Origin of the sequence: Actinoplanes sp. M2I2, from assembly GCF_023544445.1 — a bacterium.
Classification (GTDB): domain Bacteria; phylum Actinomycetota; class Actinomycetes; order Mycobacteriales; family Micromonosporaceae; genus Actinoplanes.
Window position 1 is genome coordinate 45,448 of record NZ_JALPVJ010000035.1, and the last position, 19,552, is coordinate 64,999.

17 protein-coding genes are annotated in these 19,552 nt (G+C 69.0%); 5 read left to right on the top strand and 12 right to left on the bottom strand.

What is annotated here, in order from left to right; translation table 11 throughout:
* Positions 1-148 precede the first annotated feature (148 nt).
* Positions 149-652 (top strand): DUF1707 domain-containing protein, encoded by a 504-nt coding sequence (locus HJC40_RS41985; protein ID WP_250009292.1) that lies wholly within the window; start codon positions 149-151, stop codon positions 650-652.
* Here HJC40_RS41985 and HJC40_RS41990 read toward each other — a convergent pair.
* On the bottom strand, positions 628-1,599 hold the full coding sequence (locus HJC40_RS41990; RefSeq protein WP_250009293.1) for a DNA-3-methyladenine glycosylase: 972 nt from the start codon (positions 1,597-1,599) through the stop codon (positions 628-630). The two genes, HJC40_RS41985 and HJC40_RS41990, sit on opposite strands and share 25 nt — an antisense overlap.
* A complete protein-coding gene (locus HJC40_RS41995; RefSeq protein WP_250009294.1) occupies positions 1,596-2,774 on the bottom strand; it encodes an NAD(P)/FAD-dependent oxidoreductase in 1,179 nt (392 codons plus the stop codon). Before HJC40_RS41995 ends, HJC40_RS41990 begins: the two co-directional genes overlap by 4 nt.
* Before the next feature lie 81 nt (positions 2,775-2,855).
* Here HJC40_RS41995 and HJC40_RS42000 point away from each other — a divergent pair, with 81 nt between their 5' ends.
* Complete coding sequence (locus HJC40_RS42000) at positions 2,856-3,575, top strand: TetR/AcrR family transcriptional regulator (RefSeq protein WP_250009295.1); 720 nt, start codon at positions 2,856-2,858, stop codon at positions 3,573-3,575.
* Between the two features lie 1,084 nt (positions 3,576-4,659).
* Here HJC40_RS42000 and HJC40_RS42005 read toward each other — a convergent pair.
* From HJC40_RS42005 to HJC40_RS42020, 4 genes are all read right to left on the bottom strand, one after another.
* On the bottom strand, positions 4,660-5,892 hold the full coding sequence (locus tag HJC40_RS42005) for an amidohydrolase family protein (protein WP_250009296.1): 1,233 nt from the start codon (positions 5,890-5,892) through the stop codon (positions 4,660-4,662).
* Positions 5,893-5,928: 36 nt separating this feature from the next.
* On the bottom strand, positions 5,929-7,425 hold the full coding sequence (locus HJC40_RS42010; RefSeq protein WP_250009297.1) for an amidase: 1,497 nt from the start codon (positions 7,423-7,425) through the stop codon (positions 5,929-5,931).
* Positions 7,426-7,594: 169 nt separating this feature from the next.
* Positions 7,595-8,332, bottom strand: a complete 738-nt coding sequence (locus tag HJC40_RS42015) for a TetR/AcrR family transcriptional regulator (RefSeq protein WP_250009298.1) — start codon at positions 8,330-8,332, stop codon at positions 7,595-7,597.
* Between the two features lie 408 nt (positions 8,333-8,740).
* A complete protein-coding gene (locus tag HJC40_RS42020) occupies positions 8,741-9,610 on the bottom strand; it encodes an NAD(P)H-binding protein (protein ID WP_250009299.1) in 870 nt (289 codons plus the stop codon).
* A gap of 131 nt (positions 9,611-9,741) precedes the next feature.
* On the opposite strand from HJC40_RS42020, the gene HJC40_RS42025 reads away from it, so the two are divergent.
* Positions 9,742-10,602, top strand: a complete 861-nt coding sequence (locus HJC40_RS42025) for a helix-turn-helix domain-containing protein (protein ID WP_250009300.1) — start codon at positions 9,742-9,744, stop codon at positions 10,600-10,602.
* A gap of 542 nt (positions 10,603-11,144) precedes the next feature.
* On the opposite strand, the gene HJC40_RS42030 is transcribed toward HJC40_RS42025, so the two are convergent.
* The gene (locus HJC40_RS42030) at positions 11,145-12,050 is read right to left on the bottom strand and encodes an SDR family oxidoreductase (protein WP_250009301.1); all 906 of its coding nucleotides are present in this window, start codon (positions 12,048-12,050) and stop codon (positions 11,145-11,147) included.
* A 44-nt stretch (positions 12,051-12,094) separates the two neighbouring features.
* Complete coding sequence (locus tag HJC40_RS42035) at positions 12,095-13,690, bottom strand: carboxylesterase/lipase family protein (protein WP_250009302.1); 1,596 nt, start codon at positions 13,688-13,690, stop codon at positions 12,095-12,097.
* A 149-nt stretch (positions 13,691-13,839) separates the two neighbouring features.
* On the opposite strand from HJC40_RS42035, the gene HJC40_RS42040 reads away from it, so the two are divergent.
* Positions 13,840-14,397 carry a TetR/AcrR family transcriptional regulator gene (locus HJC40_RS42040; protein ID WP_250009303.1) on the top strand — a complete coding sequence of 186 codons (558 nt, stop codon included), beginning with the start codon at positions 13,840-13,842 and terminating at the stop codon, positions 14,395-14,397.
* A 228-nt stretch (positions 14,398-14,625) separates the two neighbouring features.
* Here HJC40_RS42040 and HJC40_RS42045 read toward each other — a convergent pair whose 3' ends face one another.
* Positions 14,626-15,024 carry a ChaB family protein gene (locus HJC40_RS42045; RefSeq protein WP_250009304.1) on the bottom strand — a complete coding sequence of 133 codons (399 nt, stop codon included), beginning with the start codon at positions 15,022-15,024 and terminating at the stop codon, positions 14,626-14,628.
* A gap of 268 nt (positions 15,025-15,292) precedes the next feature.
* Here HJC40_RS42045 and HJC40_RS42050 point away from each other — a divergent pair, with 268 nt between their 5' ends.
* On the top strand, positions 15,293-15,769 hold the full coding sequence (locus HJC40_RS42050; RefSeq protein WP_250009307.1) for a hypothetical protein: 477 nt from the start codon (positions 15,293-15,295) through the stop codon (positions 15,767-15,769).
* A gap of 78 nt (positions 15,770-15,847) precedes the next feature.
* Here the strand turns inward: HJC40_RS42050 and HJC40_RS42055 are convergent, their stop codons facing one another.
* The 3 genes from HJC40_RS42055 to HJC40_RS42065 are packed head-to-tail and all read right to left on the bottom strand — an operon-like array spanning position 15,848 to position 19,433.
* Positions 15,848-16,351 carry a (2Fe-2S)-binding protein gene (locus HJC40_RS42055; protein WP_250009308.1) on the bottom strand — a complete coding sequence of 168 codons (504 nt, stop codon included), beginning with the start codon at positions 16,349-16,351 and terminating at the stop codon, positions 15,848-15,850.
* Positions 16,348-17,205 carry a xanthine dehydrogenase family protein subunit M gene (locus tag HJC40_RS42060; RefSeq protein ID WP_250009309.1) on the bottom strand — a complete coding sequence of 286 codons (858 nt, stop codon included), beginning with the start codon at positions 17,203-17,205 and terminating at the stop codon, positions 16,348-16,350. The genes HJC40_RS42055 and HJC40_RS42060 overlap by 4 nt, the downstream gene beginning before the upstream one ends.
* Positions 17,202-19,433: a xanthine dehydrogenase family protein molybdopterin-binding subunit gene (locus HJC40_RS42065; protein ID WP_250009310.1), complete on the bottom strand. Its 2,232-nt coding sequence runs from the start codon at positions 19,431-19,433 to the stop codon at positions 17,202-17,204. The genes HJC40_RS42060 and HJC40_RS42065 overlap by 4 nt, the downstream gene beginning before the upstream one ends.
* Positions 19,434-19,552: the final 119 nt, after the last annotated feature.

Genomic DNA, 19,552 nt, shown 5'->3' on the forward strand with positions numbered 1-19,552 from the left:
CCTGTTGCGGCATATCCCCTGTTCACACCCGGTCGGGCTGACAGTGTCCTGGCTCAGCACATCGGAATAGGGTGTCTCGCGTCATCGGAATAGGTATGTCTCAAGACATCGGCATGGCGCCGTAGCAGTACCGGCGTGCGGCAGCAGGGTGCGGCGTGTCCACACGTCGACTCGTCATCGCCGCCGTTCTGACCGGTACGTCACAGGCCGAGACCGCCCGATCCTGCGGACCAGCACCGACGACCGCGAGAGGACCGGCCGGCGGCTCGGTGCGGCGCTCAGCCTCGGCTACCTCGACCTCGCCGAGTACGAGGACCGCCTGACCGCGGCCATGACCGCCCGCAGCACGGCCGACCTGGCCCGGCTCACTGCGGACCTGCCGGTTGACGCACTCCGCCGCCACGACCCGGTCGTCCGGGCCCGCCGCGCCCGGCACGCCCGCCTCGGCGTCCGCGTGCACCTCGCTGCCTACCTCGCCATGGCGGTGCTGGTGACCGGCATCTGGCTCACGATCGCCCTGACCGCCGGGGCCTGGTACCCCTGGTTCATCTGGCCCGTCCTCGGCGGCGGCCTCGGCGCCCTGGGCCACGCCGTCCCGGTACGACTGGCCTTAAACGGATCCGACCATCAGTCCGGCCTGACCACCGTCTGACGTGTCACCCGGCCGGCGAGGGCCGATGGCTGGGTGGGGGGTTTTCTCTCGTCTTGCGATGTGTGTTCTCCGAGGAGGCGATGGCGTGGTGGAAGCCGATCGGTTACCGCTCGGAAGTAGACCTGGACCCAGCTCCGCCACGGTGACCAGGCCTTGGCAATGTTCGCCAATTCCTGCGGGCTTGCGTCGTGGCCCAGTTGGTACAGGGCACCGGCGCGCTGGTTGAGTTCGGTGATCGGGCCGAACAGGACATCGGTGTGGCCGAGGCCGCGGCCGACGATGATCGCTGAGGAGAACGGGCCGATACCGGCGAGTTCTTCCACGTGGGCGCGCGCCTGGGCGGGATCCATCGCTCGCAGTTCGGCGGTGTCCAGGCGTCCGTCGAGTGCGGCACGGGCCACGCCCCGGAGTCGCTGAAGACGGACGTCGTCCAGGCCGGGAACAGGTGCGGCAGTCAGCAGGTCCGCCGGTGGCGGTAGGCAGACCACCGGCTCACCGGCCACGTTGAGGACGGTGCCGGCCTGCTCGGCGAGGCGCCGGCGCATGGTACGAGCCTGGGTGCCGGTACGCCGGGCCGCGAGGATGCACCAAGCCGCCGCCTCGTAAGCCGAGGGCAGCACCGGGGGGCGCAGCCCTGGCGCCGCCGCCTGCAGGGCGGCGACGACCGGGTCCCGGTCGCCCACCTCGGTGAAGCCGGTGGCGTCCACATCTAGTCCCAGGATGCGCTCCAGCTGCCCCCGCGCCGCCGGGTCCCCGTGCACCTCGACACCGCCGTTCGGGGTCTGCTGGGTCAGGTGCAGCGCGGTGGGCTCGAAGGTGGTGTCGCTGCAGAAGGCGATGCGCAGCTCGGGTGCGCGGGGTCCGGTCTCGCGGTCGATGAAGGAGAAGCCGGCCGACTCGGCCAGGGAGTACGGTCCCCGCGCGCGGAGCTGGAAGGTGGCCGTCATCGACCGCTCGCCCGCTGCTGTTCGGCCTGGTCACTGAAGTCCATGTCGATGCCGTAGAAGTCGCGGCCCACGCCCAGGCACGCCGAGATCTCCACCACCGTGCGGGCCTGCATGCGCTGCTCGAAGTCCGCCACGGAAGCGGCTGGGTCCGGATCGGGCCCGGTGAGGGCGTCGGCGAGTTCCAGGGCGTCCAGCAGGGCCAGGTTGACGCCTTTGCCGGTGAACGGGGGCATCACGTGGGCGGCGTCGCCGAGCATGGTCAGGCCGGGCTGCGGGTGCCAGCGGTGCTCGGGCGGCATCACCGACAGCGGCCAGAGTTGGATCGGCCCTTCGACCTGCAGGAGCATCGCGAGTAGCTCGGGTGACCAGTCCTGGTAGGCGTCCGCGACCGCCATCAGCATCGAGTCCGTATCGGCCGGCTCGAAGCCGCTGGTGCCGGGCCAGTCCCGGGGAACTTTCATGGAGAAGTACAGCAGGATCAGGTCCCCCGCGCAGCGCTGGGCGAAGACGGTCCGGCCGCCGCCGGCGAACATCACCGACCCGTCCCCGACCACGTCGGAGATCTCCGAATCGCGCCACAGCTTCTCCGGCATCGTCGCGGCCAGCATCGTGTGTCCGGTGTAGAACGGCTGGAGATCGGTGAGGCGGCGCCGGACGCGGGAGCCGATGCCGTCGGCGCCGACGACGAGGTCGGCGGTGACCGGTGGGTGCTCGTCGAACCGCACCCGCCAGCGGCCGTCGCCGGCCGGCTCGACGTCCTGGACAGTGTGACCCCAGGCCACCGCGTCGGGGCGCAGCGAGTCGAGCAGCAGCTGCCGGAGGTCGCCGCGGTCGATCTCCGGGCCGGCGTCCTCGTGGGTCTCCTCGGCGCCGGCCGGGATGACCTCGCCCTGGGAGCTGATCAGCTGGAAGGCCTTGGCCTCCTCGCGGGAGGACCGCGCGAAGACCTCTTCCAGGCCGGCGGCCCGGATCGCGCGCTGGCCGGAGTCCGGGCGCAGGTCCAGGCTGCCGCCCTGGCGGCGCGCGGTCGGTGAGCCATCGCGCTCGTAGACGGTGGCGGAGACACCTCGAACCTGCAGCAGCCGAGCCAGCGCGAGGCCACCGGGACCAGCGCCGATGATGGCCACGGTGCCGATGCCACGCGGTTGCGGCTGGGGAAAATCGTCGGTGCTCATGGGGTCTCCTCAAGAAATGCCAGGTGATGACGGCGGGCGCCGCGTGCTATCACGTTAACTTCTGTCTGTTAACATGGCAACATGAGTCCAGACGAGACCTCGCCCACAGGCGTCAACCGTGATCGGATCCTGCGGGCCGCCGAGGAACTGCTGGCCCAAGGCGGCCCGGAAGCGGTGGGTACCCGAGCGGTCAGCGGCGCCGCCGGCGTCCAGGCACCGACGATCTACCGGATCTTCGGCGACAAGCAGGGCCTGCTCGACGCGGTCGCCTCAGCGGGCTTCCAGCGGTACCTGACCGGTCCGCAGGCTCCCGAGCCGACCGAGGACCCCCTGGAGGACCTGCGCGCCGGGTGGGACCAACACATCGGATTCGCCCTGGCCAACCCCTACCTCTACGCCCTGGTCTACGGCGAACCCAGCCGCCACGAGAACTCACCCACCACCGCCGCAGCCGCCCGGGTCGTCGCCGCCAAGGTGCACCGCCTGGCCGAGCGGGGCCTGCTGAGCATGAGCGAGGAACGGGCGACGCAACTGCTCCTGGCCGCCGGCAGCGGGACCGCGCTCACCCTCATCGGCACCCCGATGGAACAGCGTGACCTGTCCCTGTCACACACGGTCCGCGAAGCGTGCATCGCCGCGCTCACCGTGCCGGCTCCGGCGGTGCCCACCGGCAATCTGGTCGGTGCCGCCGTTGCCTTGCGCGCGGACCTGCAAGAAATGCCCGAGTTCAGCTCCGGAGAAAAAGCACTGTTGGCGGAGTGGCTGGACCGGATCATCAACCGCAAAGCCCCGGGAGCGTAAGGCCCTTGATGACCAAAGGACCGGCTTGTGCTGGCACCATTGCTGCCGGCACAGCCGGTCCGGTCGCGCTATGAAGAGCAAGTACGCCGGATCGCCCCGCCGGAGCAAATCGTCCGGTAGGAGGAACTGGCGGCGCTCGCTGCGTTCTGCACCGCTACTGACGTGCCCAACCCTTATGTGCGGTGGCGCGCCGAGGCATGGACGGGCAAGTCCGCATTTATGACTTCGTTCGTGCTGAGCCACCGCCCGCCGGTCGTCGGTGAACAGCCGGTCGAGCTGGGCGCGGGGGATGGCTTTGTCCCTGGTCCGGGTGACCTTGCGGCGTTCCAGGCGCCGGCCGGGGTCGGTGGTCAGCCAGTCCTGGCGCCCGCAGTAGGCGGTGAACGAGGTCGGCGCGGACAGGTGCTTGTTCCAGGTGTTCGCGGCCCGCTCGTCCCAGCGGGCCATCGTCTGCTCGTAGATTTCCGGGGTAAGCGCGGCGACCGGTACCTGATCCCCGGCGGTCTCGCGTAGTCGGCGCAGCGTCTCGGTGCAGGTGGCGCGGGTGGCCGGGTCGTCGCGGAACCGGTCGAGGAACGCGTCGACGTCGACCACGAGCGCCACCGGGCGCCGGGCGTTCGGCAGCGGCATCACCGATACGTCGGCGGCCCTTCCGGTGATGTGACACAGAATGTGGCCGAGTCCGTCCGCCGCTGTGACGGCGTCCTGCAGGTGGTGATGGGTGGATCATCGGCTGCCTGACAGAGAACACGGGATTCTGTGCCACAGGCTCGATGTGTTTCCTTGTCGTCGCACCCGCGCCATCGAGATGCCCGGGCGAAAGCCCGTGCTCTGTTCACCGTCAGCCAGGACCATGACGACCTCGATCGCCGCGCACAGCATCGCGGGAGCGGGGCCGGCGTTACCGGCTCCGCTCCCGCGATGCTGACAATGTGGCTGTACTGCGCGGGGCTTCGCGTAACGGCGTATCCCACCGTCGGCGCAGCCCGACAAGTCTTTCCTGCTGACAGCAGGGCTCACGAGCCCGGGCGTACCAGAGAGCGGGCGCCGTCGTTTGGCAGACGCGCCAATACGACGCCCTGTCTCAGTGCCCTGTCATCGAAAGATCGGCTTTGGTTCCACGGCGCCACACCGCTTCGATGTTGAGGGTGTCGGCGATGTCCGTGGGCGGATCACCCTTGACCAGAAGCAGATCGGCGCGCAGTCCTTCGGCGATGCGTCCTCGGTCGGACAGACCGAATCGCTGCGCCGGCTGCATGGTGGCCGAGGACAGAGCCTCCGCCGGGGTCAGTCCGGCCGCGACCAGCATCTGCAGTTCGTGGTGAACGCTCGCGCCGTGCGCGAGCCCGCCCAGGGCCGGCACCGGAACCGAGGCGTCGGTGCCGGCGAGCAGGGTCACCCCGGCCTCGTGCAGCGCTCGGACCGAGGCGAGCACGTCCGCGAGCCGGCCTTGCGGGTAATGGTTGAAGGAGCTCTGCAGGGTTGCCAGCCAGTGTGGGCTGAGCCGTGTGTGCACCCGCGGGTCGAACGCGAAACGCTCACCGGTAATACCCATGATCGAGGCGTTGAGGACCACGCAGGGAACGACGAAGACACCGGAGGCGGCGATGAGGTCGATGATCTGCGGCGTCGGCGGCTGGTCCAGGAACAGGTGGACCAGACCATCGACGCCGGCTTCCAAGGCCATACGGGTGGCCTCGACGGTCAGCGCGTGCGCGACTGTCAGCATCCCGCACCGGCGGGCTTCGGCGACACCGGCGTTCAGGGTGGCCTGGTCGAGCATCGGCAGGCCGGGAGCATGTGCGGTCGTGCCGTCGTCGATCAGGAACTTGATGTAGTCGGACCCGGACCCGGTCAGTTGCGGGATGAAGGCGACAGCTTCGTCAGGTGTACGGGAGAAGGGCATGACGACGTCTTGCCAGCCCTCTTCGTCCTGCCCGGGCATTGCTCCTTCCGGCACGATCTCACTGGGGTGCCCGCCCGGTGGGGTGATACCGAAACCCGATGAACGGACGTCAGCAAGCTGATCGTTTCCGGTGATGTGGTTTCGGCGACCAGCGGTGAGAACACCCCCCATCTCCAGTTCGGTTGTCACTCCGAAGGTGAGGGCCAGGCGCAGGGCCTCCGGCGAGGTGTGCACATGGGCGTCGATGAGGCCGGGGAGAAGAGTCATGCCGGCGGCATCGACGACTTCGGCGCCCGGCTGGTCCACCGGTGCGCCGACTGAGCGGATCACGGCATCGTCGATGACGACGGTCCGTTCGCTCAGCACCCGCGTCCCGTCGAAGATCCGGGCATTGGTGATGACTGTTGTCATGGGACTTCCTTGGGAGAGGTTGGTGCGGGTATGGGCTCAGGCTTGTTCGATGGCCTGGCCGACCCGGTACAACGTCGCCTCGTCGAAGTGGCGACCGATGATCTGCAGCCCGACCGGCAGACCGTCGACGGTTCCGCAGGGGACGCTGAGGGCAGGGTGGTGGGTGATGTTGAACGGAGTGGTGTTGGCCGACATCTCGATCGCGGCCTGCACCGATGCTCCCGGTCCGGCGGCGGGGTCGGGCAGGAGGCGAGCGGTCTGCGGAGTCGTCGGGGTCACCAGGACGTCGTAGCGCTGCAGAGCCTCGTCGTAGGCCGCGCGCAGGGTCCGGGTCCGGTTGACCGCCTTGGCGTAGTTCAGCCGCCCCTGCTTGGCGTCGACATAGCGGCCGACCAGGGTGAACAGCATGACGTTGGCCGGCCGGTCGGCGACGGTGTCACGCTTGTCGAACAGGTGCTGCATGAGGTCTACCGGGTAGTGGTCGGCCCGGCCGAACGCGAATCCCTGGTTGCGCAGCACCGTCTCGGCCATACCTTCGATCGCGATGGCCGTCCAGAGCACCGGACCGAGCGCGTGCAGGGGCACCGAGACGTCCTCGACCACGGCTCCGAGCTCACGCAGCGACTCGGCCGCCGCCCGCACGGCCCGGTCGACCTCGGCCTCACCGTTGGCGATCCCGAAGCCTTCCCGCAGAATTCCGACCCGCAGTCCGCGTACGTCCTGGGCCAGCGCGCCGAGGTAGTCGCCGACGCGGACGTCACGCTGCCGGGGGTCGATGCCGTCCGGCCCGGCCAGGACGCTGAGGAAGCGGGCATTATCGGCGACCGTCCGCGTCATCGGTCCGACGTGGTCGAAGAACCCCTCCAGCGGCGCGATTCCGGTGTAGGGCACCAGACCGTACGTCGGCTTGAGCCCGACGACTCCGGACCAGGAGGCGGGCATCCGGATCGACCCCGCCTGGTCGGCCCCGAGCGTCATGTCGGCGTCGCCGGTCACCAGGGCCACGGCGCTGCCGCTGGACGACCCGCCGGAGGAGGTGCCGATCCGGTGAGGGTTGTGGGTGGGCCCGCTGTGCGCGGTGTGGCTGCCGCCCGACATGCAGAAGTACTCGTTGGTGGTCTTGCCGACGATCTCCGCGCCCGCTTCGAGAGCGCGGGTGACCACCGTGGCGTCCCCGGCCGGCACGTAGTCGGCCAGCACGTCGGAACCGTTGCCCATGGGCAGACCGGACACCATGATGCTGTCCTTGACCCCCAGCCGGACCCCAGCCAGCGGGCCGGTCGCGGCACCCGGGATCGAGGCGCGGACCTCCCAGGCGTGGTGCGGGTCCTCCTCGGCCGAGGGCACCCGGAACGTGACGGCGTCGCGCCCAGGCAGGACCGCGATCTCGGGAACGGCCTCGAGGGCGTCGTAGACCCCGAGCATGCCGGTGATCATCGCGGTGTACTCCTCGGCCGCGTCGGCGACGGCCGTGTAGCCGAGCTCCTTCGCGAGAGCGGAGATGTCGGCCGTGGTCGGCTTGGGAACAGACATGGAAAGTCCTCCAGACAATGATCATAATTCGCTAACGGGTAGACGTTAGCGGTTGAACATGGCCTGGTGGCAAGGGCTGCACCGACAAATGTGGCCCAAGACTCAGCATCGACTCAACCTGATTGACGTGCGGCTGACGGCCGGACGTGAGTGACACACCGGAACGGTGTTACGCCTGCGGACGGTTCCGATCCGCGTCCTGCGAGCGAGCCAGACGATCAAGCCAGTGCTGCATCAGGACCCGTTCGGCCGGATGCAGCTCGCTGCTCGTGTCGAGCAGAACGTTCAGCGCGGCTGCTGTCCCCACGATGCCGGCCTCGGGCGCCTCGGGCTGGTCCGACACGATCGAGCGGATGAGCATTTCCCGCATCCGCACAGATTCGTCGAGCGAACGGTCCTGCTCGGGAACCGACAGCAAGGTGAACGTCGCGCCGATGCCGGCCGCGGTGACGGAGAACGCGGCGAAGTCCTCGTCGACGCGGAGCAGTCCGGCTTCGGCGAGGCGGCGGATGGAGTAGCGCAGACCCTCGTTGGCGGCCACGGCGGCGAACGACGGCGTGGCCGGATCGGCGCGGCCGTACATGACCGAGTACAGGTAGGGATTCGCCAGCCCGAAGGCGACGTGCTGATCCCAGCCCTTACGGAGGATCTCGACCGGATCGTCCGACTGCTCGAGACCGCGATAGCTACGCTGATGAATCAGGAAACCCTCACGCGCGACCGCGTCGAGCAACCCGTTCATGCTGCCGAACAATCGGTAGATCGTAGGTGGCTGGACGCCCGCCGCATCGCAAACCGCACGAGTCGACACTCGCTCGTTTCCGCCCTCCGCGAGCAGGCCCATCGCGGCAGCGACGATCCGCTCCCCTGTCGAGGCGGTTCCTGACGACGAGCTGGCATCGGGCATGGCAGAGCAATAATACGGGCCAAGCCCCGCCGGGACGGCCAGGGAGGGTCACATCGACCGGGCCCGGCGCCCATCCTCACTTCCCGATCGAGTCGAGACCAGTCCTCGGCGATGAGGCCGACAGGATCCCACCCGGTAAGAGGAGATCTTCACCAGGCAGTTCTCTACCGTGCTGAACCGGCTCGGGATAACCCGTGGAGCGGCCGGGTTAACGGGCGGCCGGCGCAATTCTGTGATCCCGGTCGGTGGGACGCAAGATCAGCGGCAGTACCGGCGGCAGTGCTCATCGTGTCATGGGTTTCCTCGAATCATCAAAGGCTTCTTTTCGCCAGGCGGCCCGGTGCGATACCGCCCGGCGAGATGGTGGCGGTCACCTTGCCTCCGGCATTGCATCGGTGCTCGCTGGTGTCATCGGAAAGCGCCGGTGTTGCGTTCGCACCACGCGCGGAAGGTGCCGGGTCGCCGGCCGGTGACATTCGCGATGTCGTCGGTGAGCACGCCCGCGCGTCCTGTACGGAACATGGTGTAGAGGTTTTCGATCACCGGAACCAGCTGCGGCGAACCGTGGGAATGGGCCGCTGCGTGCTCGGCCGGGGTGTTCTCGATGAACGTGATCGGGCGACCGAGGACGTCGGCGAGGATGCCGACCTGTTCGCGGCTGGTCAGCGCTTCGGGCCCGCTGAGGATGTAGGCCCTGCCCTCGTGGCCGGGCCGGGTCAGCGTTACCGCGGCCACCGCGGCGATGTCGTCGCTGTCGACGGCGGGCAGCCGGCCCTCACCGCACGGGTCACTGACTGTGCCGGCCTGCTTGATCGAGTCACACCACCACAGCGCGTTGGTCATCAGTGTGTTGGGCCGCAGCATGGTGACCTGCAGGCCCGAGGCGCGCAGCAGGTCCTCCCGGGCCCGGAAGAAGGTGCCCATGATCGGCAGGGGCTCGAGTACTGCGCCGATGGAGGTCATCGCGACGATCCGGTCGACGCCCGCACCACGGGCGGCGGCGATCAGTGTCTCGGTCTGCGCCGGCTGAGGGCTGGCCTGCATGTGGAAGATCGCGGACGTGCCCCTGGCGGCCCGGGTCATGCTGTCGAGGTCGTCAAGGTCGCCAGTGACGACCTCGACGCCGGACGGCAGGTTCGCGGTGGCCGGGCTGCGCACCAACGCCCGGACGTCGTGACCCTGTTCGGTGAGCAGGGCCACCAGCTTCCCACCAACATTGCCGGTTGCTCCGGTGATCAGAAACATCGAACATTCTCCTTGCGTCACGAATGGCTTCACCGTGTTCCGGACACCAGATTGACCCCCGCGGGACCCGACAGCGTGGCCCCGTTTGTCCCACCCGGAAATCGATTACCGGGTGGGACGGACAGGGCCAGACAGTGACGCCAGGATTCGGCATAGTCGGTGGTATGACACACATGACGCTGGGCTCGGTGCTGAGAGCATGGCGGGAACGGGTGAACCCCGTCGACGTAGGCCTGCCGGCCAGGCGCGGTGACCGGCGCACCCCCGGCCTGCGCCGCGAAGAGGTGGCCTGGCTGGCCGGGGTGTCAGCGGACTACATCAAACGCATCGAACAGGACCGCGCCCAACCCAGCGGCGAGGTGGTGCGGGCACTGGCCCGGGCCCTGCGCGTCACCCGCGAGGAACACCAGATGCTGGCCGGCCTGGCCGGACACGCCTCGCCCCCGGGCGCAAGCGTGCCGCAACACGTCACCCCCGGGGTGCAGCGCATGGCCGACCGCCTCGCCGACGTGCCGCTGGCCATCTACGACGTGACCTGGACCCTGCTGACCGCGAACCCGTCCTGGGCGGCGCTGTTCGGCGATCCGGCCAAGGACAGCGGACGCCGCCGGAACCTGGTGTGGCAGCACTTCACCGGCGCCGACACCCCCGTGCGACACGACGACCTCGACCGCCACGAACGGTCGCTCACCGCGGATCTGCGCGACGCCGCCCACCGGTACCCGCACGACCCGGAACTCGCCTCCATGGTCACCGCCCTACGCGAGTACAGCTCCCGGTTCGCCGACCTGTGGGAACAGCCGACGGTGGCGCGCCACGGCGGGATCCGGAAGATGATCCCGAACACCGTGGTCGGTGAACTCACCCTCGACTGCGACGTCCTCACCGTCCACGACGCCGAACTACGAGTCGTCATGTTCACCGCCGCACCCAGCTCACCCGACGCCGACAAACTCGCCGTTCTGAACGTCATCGGCCTGCAGACAATGACCACCCATTCCGAAACCACTCACCACGGAACCTGAAACCATGACGAACAGACCGGTCATTGCCGTGCCCTGGTAACCCGTGCCGATGAAGGCATCGGCCTGGAAATGGTACGGCAGCTCGGACAAGCAATCCACCGCATACACGTCGGCGCCCACGACGAACACAAGGACGCTCTGCCCAGCAGACAATGCCACCGACGTCCTGGCCATCGATGTGGTCGGCTGCGTGCGCATGACCCATGTATGCGAAAGACCTTTCCACCCTCAGATCACCGACCTCGGTAGCGGCTGCGGTCACTCGACGGCACCGGCGCCGTCATCGCTTTCGAGCTCGCCACCGCCGAGCACCGACCACCGGCACCTATGGCGACCGCGACCTGTCCCTGTAGGACTGCCGGCGCCCCACCGATCGTCTGAGCCGCGCGGGGTCGTGGAGAGCCCGACGTAGACGATGGCGAAGTCGAGGGCGGGTATGACTTGCCCAGCTGCCGCCGGCGGTAGCACCCAGCACGGGTCGTGTCGGGTACTGCCGCATCCTCAGCGTCAACCCGGATGACGGTGGGAGATCAACGGGTGGTTCATCGGGTGAAATAGAAGCCCTGGTCGAGGTCCTCCAGCAGCCCGGGGTGCTGCGGTTGCCAGTCGATGACGGATTGGGTGAGTGCGCTGGAGGCGGGAATGTCCTGTCCGGTGATGAAGGCGAGCTCACCGAACTCGCTGAAATGACGGGGCGCGTCAGCCTCCTCGAGGCTGATCGTCGGGAGATTCAAATGCTTCCCGATACGCTCGGCGATGTCACGGAAGGGAATGCCCTCGTCGCCGACCGCGTGCAGGATCGACCCCGCGGGGGCGGATTCAGCGGCGAGCCGGAAGACGCGGGCCGCGTCCAGTTGATGTACGGCAGGCCAGCGGTTGTCGCCGGTGCCGATGTAGGCGGATGCGTGATGCTCACGGGCCGCAGCGATGAATCCGGGGATGAATCCGGACCGATCGGCCTGTCCGTGCACTGAGGTGCCGAGTCGGACCACGACGCCGCGCACGCCCTCGCCGGACATCTTGAGCAGGTCCTGCTCCGTTTCGCGGCGGGGCCCGGCGGAAGCGGGATCGCCCAGGTCGTTCTCGTCAAGCACCTGGCCGGGACGCATGAGTGCCGTGCCGGAGGCGATGACGAGAGAGCGATCGGATCCGGCGACGGCCTCGCCGAGTGCGGCGATGACGCGCCGGTCGGCTGCCACAGTAGCGTTGAAGTCATCCCAGTCCGGCGGGAATGCCACATGAATGACCCCGTCGGACGCACGCGCAGCGTCCTGAAGCACTTCGAGGTCGTCCAGCGATCCGCGGATCACCTTCGCACCCGCCTCGGTGAGTGCACCGGCGGATCGATCCGAGCGCGCAAGGCCGGCGACGTCATGGCCCGCTGCGATGAGGTCGTGCACGACGGCGGTGCCGATGAAGCCGGTTCCGCCGGTGATGAAGATTCGCATGACTGCTCCTAGGTATGCCTGGGGGGAATGCCGGGTCAGCGCGTTCAGATTCCGTTCCAGAACGCGCAGTTGTGGATGGCGGTCAGTGCGGAGGTCGAGACAGCTTCGCTGTCGCCGCCGGGCTGCAGTGACAGCAGATTCCCGTTCGAGCGCAGCTGCGGCCAGGCGGGAATGCCGTTGGAGTTGGGGTCTCCGGTGCGAGCGAAAGAGGAGACAGCGCCGAGCTCCTGCTGTTGGAGGACCTGCTCATTCGCGGTGGTGGCAGTCGGTAGGCCGGCTTCGGAGAAGAGGAACCAGTCGGCTACGTGGTAGCTGCCACCGGGCATTCCTGCCGGGACGAACGCAGCGGGAGTAGCGTCCGGGTCGTCCATGATGAAGGCATAGGTGGGACTGCGCTGCGCAAGGCTCTGATTGACCCGCAGTGCCGGGCAGATCGTGTTGGAGTCCGCGGTGACCGTGCGCCAGGCGAGAAACGGCGACGCGAAGTGGTCCAGGCGGTAGGTCTTCAGCACGGCGTCTGCCGCTGCGCCGTACTGAGCCTGCACCAGGTTCCGGTAAGCGGCACCGGTGGTAGGTGCTCCCGTCAGATTCTCGTCGCGTGCGACACCGATCATCACCGGAACGCGGTGGACGGATCCGTTGCGGATGCCCGCTACGAACGTGGTGGGCAGGATGTTGCGGTTCAGTGTCGGAGCGGTGGTGCCGTGTCCCCCGGCGTACTGGAAGCCGGAGCCGGCCGTCTTCAGTACGGCGGCGACGGACATCTCGCGGAGGCAGGCGCCGGTGTCGCACCCTGCGGCGCGAGCGAAGTCGGTGCCCTTCTGCTGGGCCTGCGCCGCCGACGGGAGGTCGGACTTGCAGTCTTGGGTTTCCAGCTGCAAGGGGAAGGCGGTGCCGGTTGCGGATCCCGTGACAGGGTTGTAGTAGCCGCTGTAGGAGATCGCGCGTTGGAACAGCCCGGCGGAGGATGGCGAGACGAGCTGATGGCAGACGCTGGAGCCACCCGCTGATTCGCCCATGAGAGTGACGCGTCGGCGGTCACCGCCGAACATTGCGATGTTCCGCTGCACCCACCGGAGCGCAGCCTGCTGGTCGAGCAGGCCGTAATCACCCGGGTCCTTGCCGAGCAGCGGGGCAGCCAGGAAGCCGAGCGCGCCGAGCCGGTAGTTGATGGATACGACGATCGTTCCGGTGTCGGCGAGGCGGCGGTAGTCGGCGTTGCCGCTGCCGGAGATGAAACCACCAGGGTGCAGCTGCACGACGACCGGCAGGTTCTTACGGGACGCCGCGGTCGATGAGCGTGGTGCCGTGATGTTGAGGAAGAGACAGTCCTCTGCGCCGGTTCCGTCGCCCTGGACACACGGGGAGCCGAAAGCGGTCGCCTGCCGAACGTCTGTCCACCGGCCGATTCCTCGCGGGGCAGCCCAGCGAAGGTTGCCGACAGGCGCGGCTGCGAACGGAAGGCCGAGCCATTCAGGGCTGCCGTCCCGCGAGGTCCCACAAACCATCCCGCTTGCGGTCTCGACCGTTGTCCCCGCCGCACACGCCCCCGGAGCAGTGGTGACACGAGCTTCGGCGGCGCCGGTGGCGGCGAACACGGTGCTCGAGTTGCTCAGCGTGATGCCGAGGAGGGCGGCCACGCTGAGCAAGATGGCACCTCGCCTCAGCGCGGCCAGGACGGGGTAAAGGGGGTTACTTCCCGGCATGTCGACTCCAGTTTTGATGTCAGGTTCTGCTGTCACTGGACGCTAGCATGATGACAGCATCTGCTGTCAACTATGCTGACCGGATGCCACGATGGGAAGCCGACGGCAAGCAACGCCTCGAGGACGCGGCACTGGAGCTGTTCCTGGAGGCGGGATACGACAGCACCACGGTGGCCGGCATCGCGAAGCGAGCCGGCTTGACGGAACGGTCGTTCTACCGCCACTTCACTGACAAACGTGAGGTGCTCTTCGCCAGCGGCGAACTGCTCACCGAGTTCCTGGCGTCACGACTGAGCTCGGCTCCGCCGGAACTCGAACCCTTCTCGGCGCTGATCCATGCGATGCAGGGGGCGGACGAGGTCTTCTTGCCACGGGAATACGTGCAGCGACGCTTCGATGCGATCAGTCGAAGCCCGGCGCTCACGGAACGAGAACTCGTCAAGCTGGCCGGCCTGGCGGATACGCTCGCGCAGATACTGGAAGAGCGAGGCACTGAACCACAGCAGGCCCGGCTGGCTACCGATCTGGCCATGTCGGTGTTCCGTATCGCTTCTCAGAACCGCCAAACGACACAGAAGCCGTTCAAGGACCTGATTCACGACGCAGTACAAGCGCAGCGCCGTGCCGGACTCTTCGAGTAGTCGGACAACCACGCCCCGGTCTCACGGGTGTTCCGAGCTCTGGAACCGATGAAGGCCGCTGAAGACGATCCGATGGGGGATCGATCAGCCGCGGCGAATGCCATGCCGCCCGCCACGAAGCCCTGACCATCGACGCAATAGCCGACCACTGAGGATTCGCAACGGATCAAGCACGACACGATGATCTGGGCGGCGCCCGTCCACGCCGTCGCAGCACGGTGAGCGCTGCTACTTACCGCGGGCCTTGCGGGTACTTTTGGCATTCGCCTTCTGGATCGCGTCCACCAGCTGGTCCTTGGTCATCCGGCTGCGACCACTGATCTCCAGCTTCTTCGCCTGATCCATCAGGTGCTGCTTGCTGGCGTTCGCGTCGACCCCACCGGCGGTCTTCGCCCTGGTGCCCCGACCGCCCGCAGCTTTGGCGTCGCTCGGGCCCTTCTTCTCCTTGGGTTCCCAGTGGTCACCGCTCTTCTCGAACGAATGCTTCAGGGACGCGAACGCCGTGCGGTGAGCGCGCTCGCCCTCGCCGTACTCATCAACCGCGTGGTCGTGGGTCTTGACGTAGGTCTCCTGCGCCTTCTTCGGTGAACGCTTCACCGTGCTGGGCATGTCGTCCTTGGCCGGCATGATGACCTCCTCCAAGTGGTCTGACCAGCGATGCGTGCCCGTTCAGGGCCGGGTCAAACAATTCCGCCATCGGTTCGGGATCGCGCACCGCCCGGTCCTTGAGGCATCCGGTGACCGTGTTCAGGAGCAGAGGCCGGGGCAGCATGCCGGTGCGGAACTGCGCACAACGCCTGGGGTCGCCGAAGAAGGTGACAGCGAAGGAACCGGCGTCGACCACCGGTGGCCGAGCCGCGCGTTTAGGTGGTGATCGTCGTGGTAACCACCACCGATGACGCATGGGAACGACTCCGCACCTGCCGCACAGCCGGCCGGTGGCCGGATGGCGTTGCTCGCGCGCCTGGCCGAGGCGGCGCACAGCGAGGCGGACAACGTGGAACTCGGTTTCCACGAGCCGTCTACGCCGGCCGGGGTCCGGTTGCCGTCGGCGCGGTTCCGCCCCGCCGGGATCATCGACATGCCGACCCGCGAGGGCGATCGGCGTGACGTGCAGGTGGAATCGGCAGTAGCCCTGGGTCTGCCTCGCTGGGCCGCGGATCGTGAACCACCGCGCAGACCGCGGTGGCTGCTGCGGCGGACGCCCCGAGGATTGGATCTGATCGCGCCGAAGCGTCTGGTCTTCACCCGTGGACGCCTGCCTGTTCCGTATTCGTGGCGCATGGCGGCTCTCACCCACGGTCTCGTGCTGGTGACCTACGGCCAGGAGAAGATCGCCGCCGCCGTCATTCCCTACCTCGACTCCGTGTGACGGCAAGTGGCTCGTAAGGCGATGTGGCAGCCGGCAGGAACGTCGCGGTCACCACCGATGAGGCACGTAGCAGCGTGACTACCGGCCCGATTCCGGCTGACCAGGGTGCTGGTCGCCCGCAGCGGCCACGACGGCGCGGCGGATGGCCTCGTATCCGGTACACCGGCACAAGTTCGAGGTCAGCAGCTCACGCAGCCGTTCGGCGTCGCCCACGACACCGGGATCGGCTTCGAGGGCGCCGGCGGCCAGCATCAGGAAGCCGGGCGTGCAGAAGCCGCACTGCAGCGCGTGCTCGGCCGAGAAGGCAGCCTGCAGCGGGTGCTGCGTGCCGTCCGCGCCGGCCAGGCCCTCGACGGTACGGATCACCGCGCCGTCGCACTGGACGGCGAACATCAGGCACGAGCGGACCGCCTCACCGTCGACGAGCACCGTGCACGCTCCGCAGACGCCGTGCTCGCAGCCCAGGTGGGTACCGGTGAGACCGCAGTCCTCCCGCAGGGCGTCGGCGAGCGTACGCCGGGGTTCGACGTCCAGGTCGTAGGCCCGGCCGTTGACGGTGAGCGTGAGATGCACCAGGGTCATCCTTGGTCTCGGGCCTGCGCCAGAGCGCGGCGGGTGAGGACGGCGACGGCGTGCCGCTGGTAGCCGAGGTCGGCGTGCGGCTGCGGGCGGGGGTCGGCATCCTGCTCAGCCGCCACTCGGCCGGCTTCGGTGATGGCCGGGTCGTCGAGCGGCCGGTTCAGCAGGGCGGCCTCGGCGCCGTGGGCCCGCACGGGGCGGTCCGCGGCGTTGACCAGGCCGATCCGGGCGGCCGAGACCCGGCCCTGGGTGAGCGTCACGGCGGCGATGACGGCGAGCTGGGCGAAGCTGGCGTGGGTCCGCCGGTGCTCGGCGAAGCCCACCCGGGTGCCGGGCGGCAGCAGCGGCACGCGCAGCTCGGTGAGCAGCTCACCGGCGCGGCGGGCGGTGTCGAACGGGCCGCGGAAGAAGTCGGCGGCGCTGACCGTACGGTGGCCGTCGCGGCCGGTCAGCTCGAGGTCGGCGCCCAGAGCGGTGACCACCGCCGGCCACTCCGCGGCCGGATGGGCGTAGGCCAGGCTGCCGAGCAGGGTGCCGCGGGCCCGGATCGGCGGATGGGCGATGTGGTGCACCACCCGCCGCAGCAACGTGCCCAGCGGTCCGGGCACGGTGTCGCCTTCGAAGGCGCGGTGGCGCACCAGCGGGCCGACCCGCAGCACGTCGCCGTCGGGCTCGAGCCGGTCGAAACCGGGGACCCGGTTGATGTCGACCAAACGGGCCGGACGCCGGGCGCGGTAGTTCATCTCCAGCACAAGGCTCTGCCCGCCGGCGAGCACGTCGGTGCGGCCGTCGGCGAGCGCGGCCACGACGTCGTCGGCGCTGCGCGCGACGACGTAGGAGAACGGTGCGGGCTTCATCGGGCGGCGCTCCAGCAGGTGTACGGGGTGAGCGGCATCTGCAACGCGTCCCGCTCGCGCAGCCCGAGGGCGTCGGCGACCGCGTTGACGATGGCCGGCGGCGCCCCGATGCAGCCGGCCTCACCGGCGCCCTTGGCCCCCAGCGGCGTGTTCGGGTTCGGCGTGCAGGTCTCGGCGAACCGGGTCGGCGGCAGCTCGGAGATCGTGGGGACCAGGTAGTCCAGCAGGCTGCGGGTCTCGACCAGCCCGTCCGAGTCGTAGCGCACGTCCTCGTACAGGGCCTGGCCGATGCCCTGCACTGTCGAGCCGCGGCCCTGCCCGTCGACGATCAGCGGGTTCACCACCACGCCGTAGTCGTCCACCGCGACCAGCCGCAGCACGCTGACCTTACCCAGCTCCGGATCGACCTCGACCACCGCGCCGTAGGCGCCGAAGGGGAAGGCCTCCGGCGGCGCGTACGTCTCGTCGGCGCGCAGCACACCGCCGGCCGCCACGTCGGCCATGGACGCCGACCGCTCCCCCGCCGTCAGCACGCCGGCTTCGTAGGTGACCTCGGCGACCGGGACCGCCCAGCGTTCCGCGATCCGCTGACGGGCGGCGTCGATCAGCCGGCCGGCGGCCCGGTGCAGCGCTGCGCCGCCGGTCTGCATCGACCGGCTGGCGAACGAGCCGATGCCCTGCGGGATGATCGCGGTGTCCCGCTCGATCAGCCGCACCCGCTGCGGTTCCACTCCCAGGACCGCGGCGACGACCTGCGGGAACGACGTCTCGTGGCCCTGGCCGGTGGAACAGCAGCCGGACAGCGCCACGAAACTGCCGTCGGCGCACGCCTCGACCGCGCCGAACTCCTCGCCTGCGCCGGAGCGTTCCACGTAGGTGCACAGTCCGATGCCGATCGGCGGTTCCCCGACCGCCGCGCGCCGAGCCTGTTCGGCACGCCAACCGTCATAGTCCAGTTCGTTCAGCGCGACCTCGAGGGCCTTGGCGTAGTCACCGCTGTCGTAGGTGAAACCGGTCGGCGTGTCGTACGGGAAGGCGTCGGGCCAGATGAAGTTGCGCCGCCGCACCTCCCCGGGGTCCCGACCGAGCCGGTGAGCGAGCAGATCGACGGTTCGTTCGATCGCGGAGGCCGCCTCGGGGCGGCCGGCACCACGGTAGGGGGCGGTCGGCGCGGTGTTCGTCACCACCGCGCGGGTGCGCACGTGCACCTGCGGGATCGCATACGCACCGGTGGCCATCATCGAGGTCGCCATCGGCACGAACGACCCGGTGTGCGGATAGCCGCCCACGTCGGCGTCGATGTGCAGCTCGTACGCCAGGATCCGGCCGTCGGCGTCGGCGGCCATCCGTACCCGCTGGTTCTGGCCGCGGCCGTGCGGCGGCCCGGTCAGCGCCTCGGCCCGGTCCTCCAGCCACCGGACCGGCCGCCCCAGCCGGCGTGCCGCAGCGACCACGACGAAATACTCCGGCCAGGTCTCGCTCTTACCGCCGAAGGCCCCGCCGACATCCGGCACGATCACGTGCACCTGCTCCTCGCGCAGCCCGAACCCGCCGGCTATGTCACGCCGCAGCCGATGCGGCGCCTGGTGCGACACCCACACGGTCAGGCCGCCGTCGTCCTCGGGCCGCACCAGGATCGCGCGGTTCTCCATGTACGTGTGGGCGAGCAGTTGCTGGCGGTAGGACGCTTCCACGACGACGGTGGCCTGCTCCCACACGGCCCCGTCGATCGGGTCGCCGAACTCCTTCTCGGCGGCCACGTTGCCCGACCCCGGGAACAGCTGCACGTCGCTGCCGGCGGCGTCGGTGGGGTCGAGCAGGACGGGTAGCGGGTCGATGTCGGCCCGTACGGCGTCGCGGGCGTCCTCGGCCACGTACCGGTCGTCGCCCACGACGATCGCGACCGGCTGCCCGGCGTAGCGGACCCGGTCGGTCGCCAGCGGTGGCCACGGCCGGCCGCGCACCGAATCCGGGTCCATCATCGGCGGCACGTCCGGCAGGAACGGCAGATCCGCGTACGCCCACGCGGCGGCCACCCGGGGCAGGGCACGGGCGGCATCCAGGTCGACGCCGCGCAGCACGCCGTGTGCCGCCTCGCTGCGGACGAACACCGCGTCCAGGCATCCCTCGATGCGCAGGTCACCGACGTAGCAACCGGCGCCGCGCACCAGCCGGTCGTCCTCGCGGCGCGGCAGCCGGGCGCCGATCACGTCGCTGGTAGCGCTCATCCGTGGCCTCCGATCACCGTCCGGGCGCCTACCCCGTGCCCGGGGTCTCTAACGGACGAGGCGGAACTCAGAAAGGACGAATCATCTCGCGTACCTGTCCCGCCGCGGGGTAGGCGGGA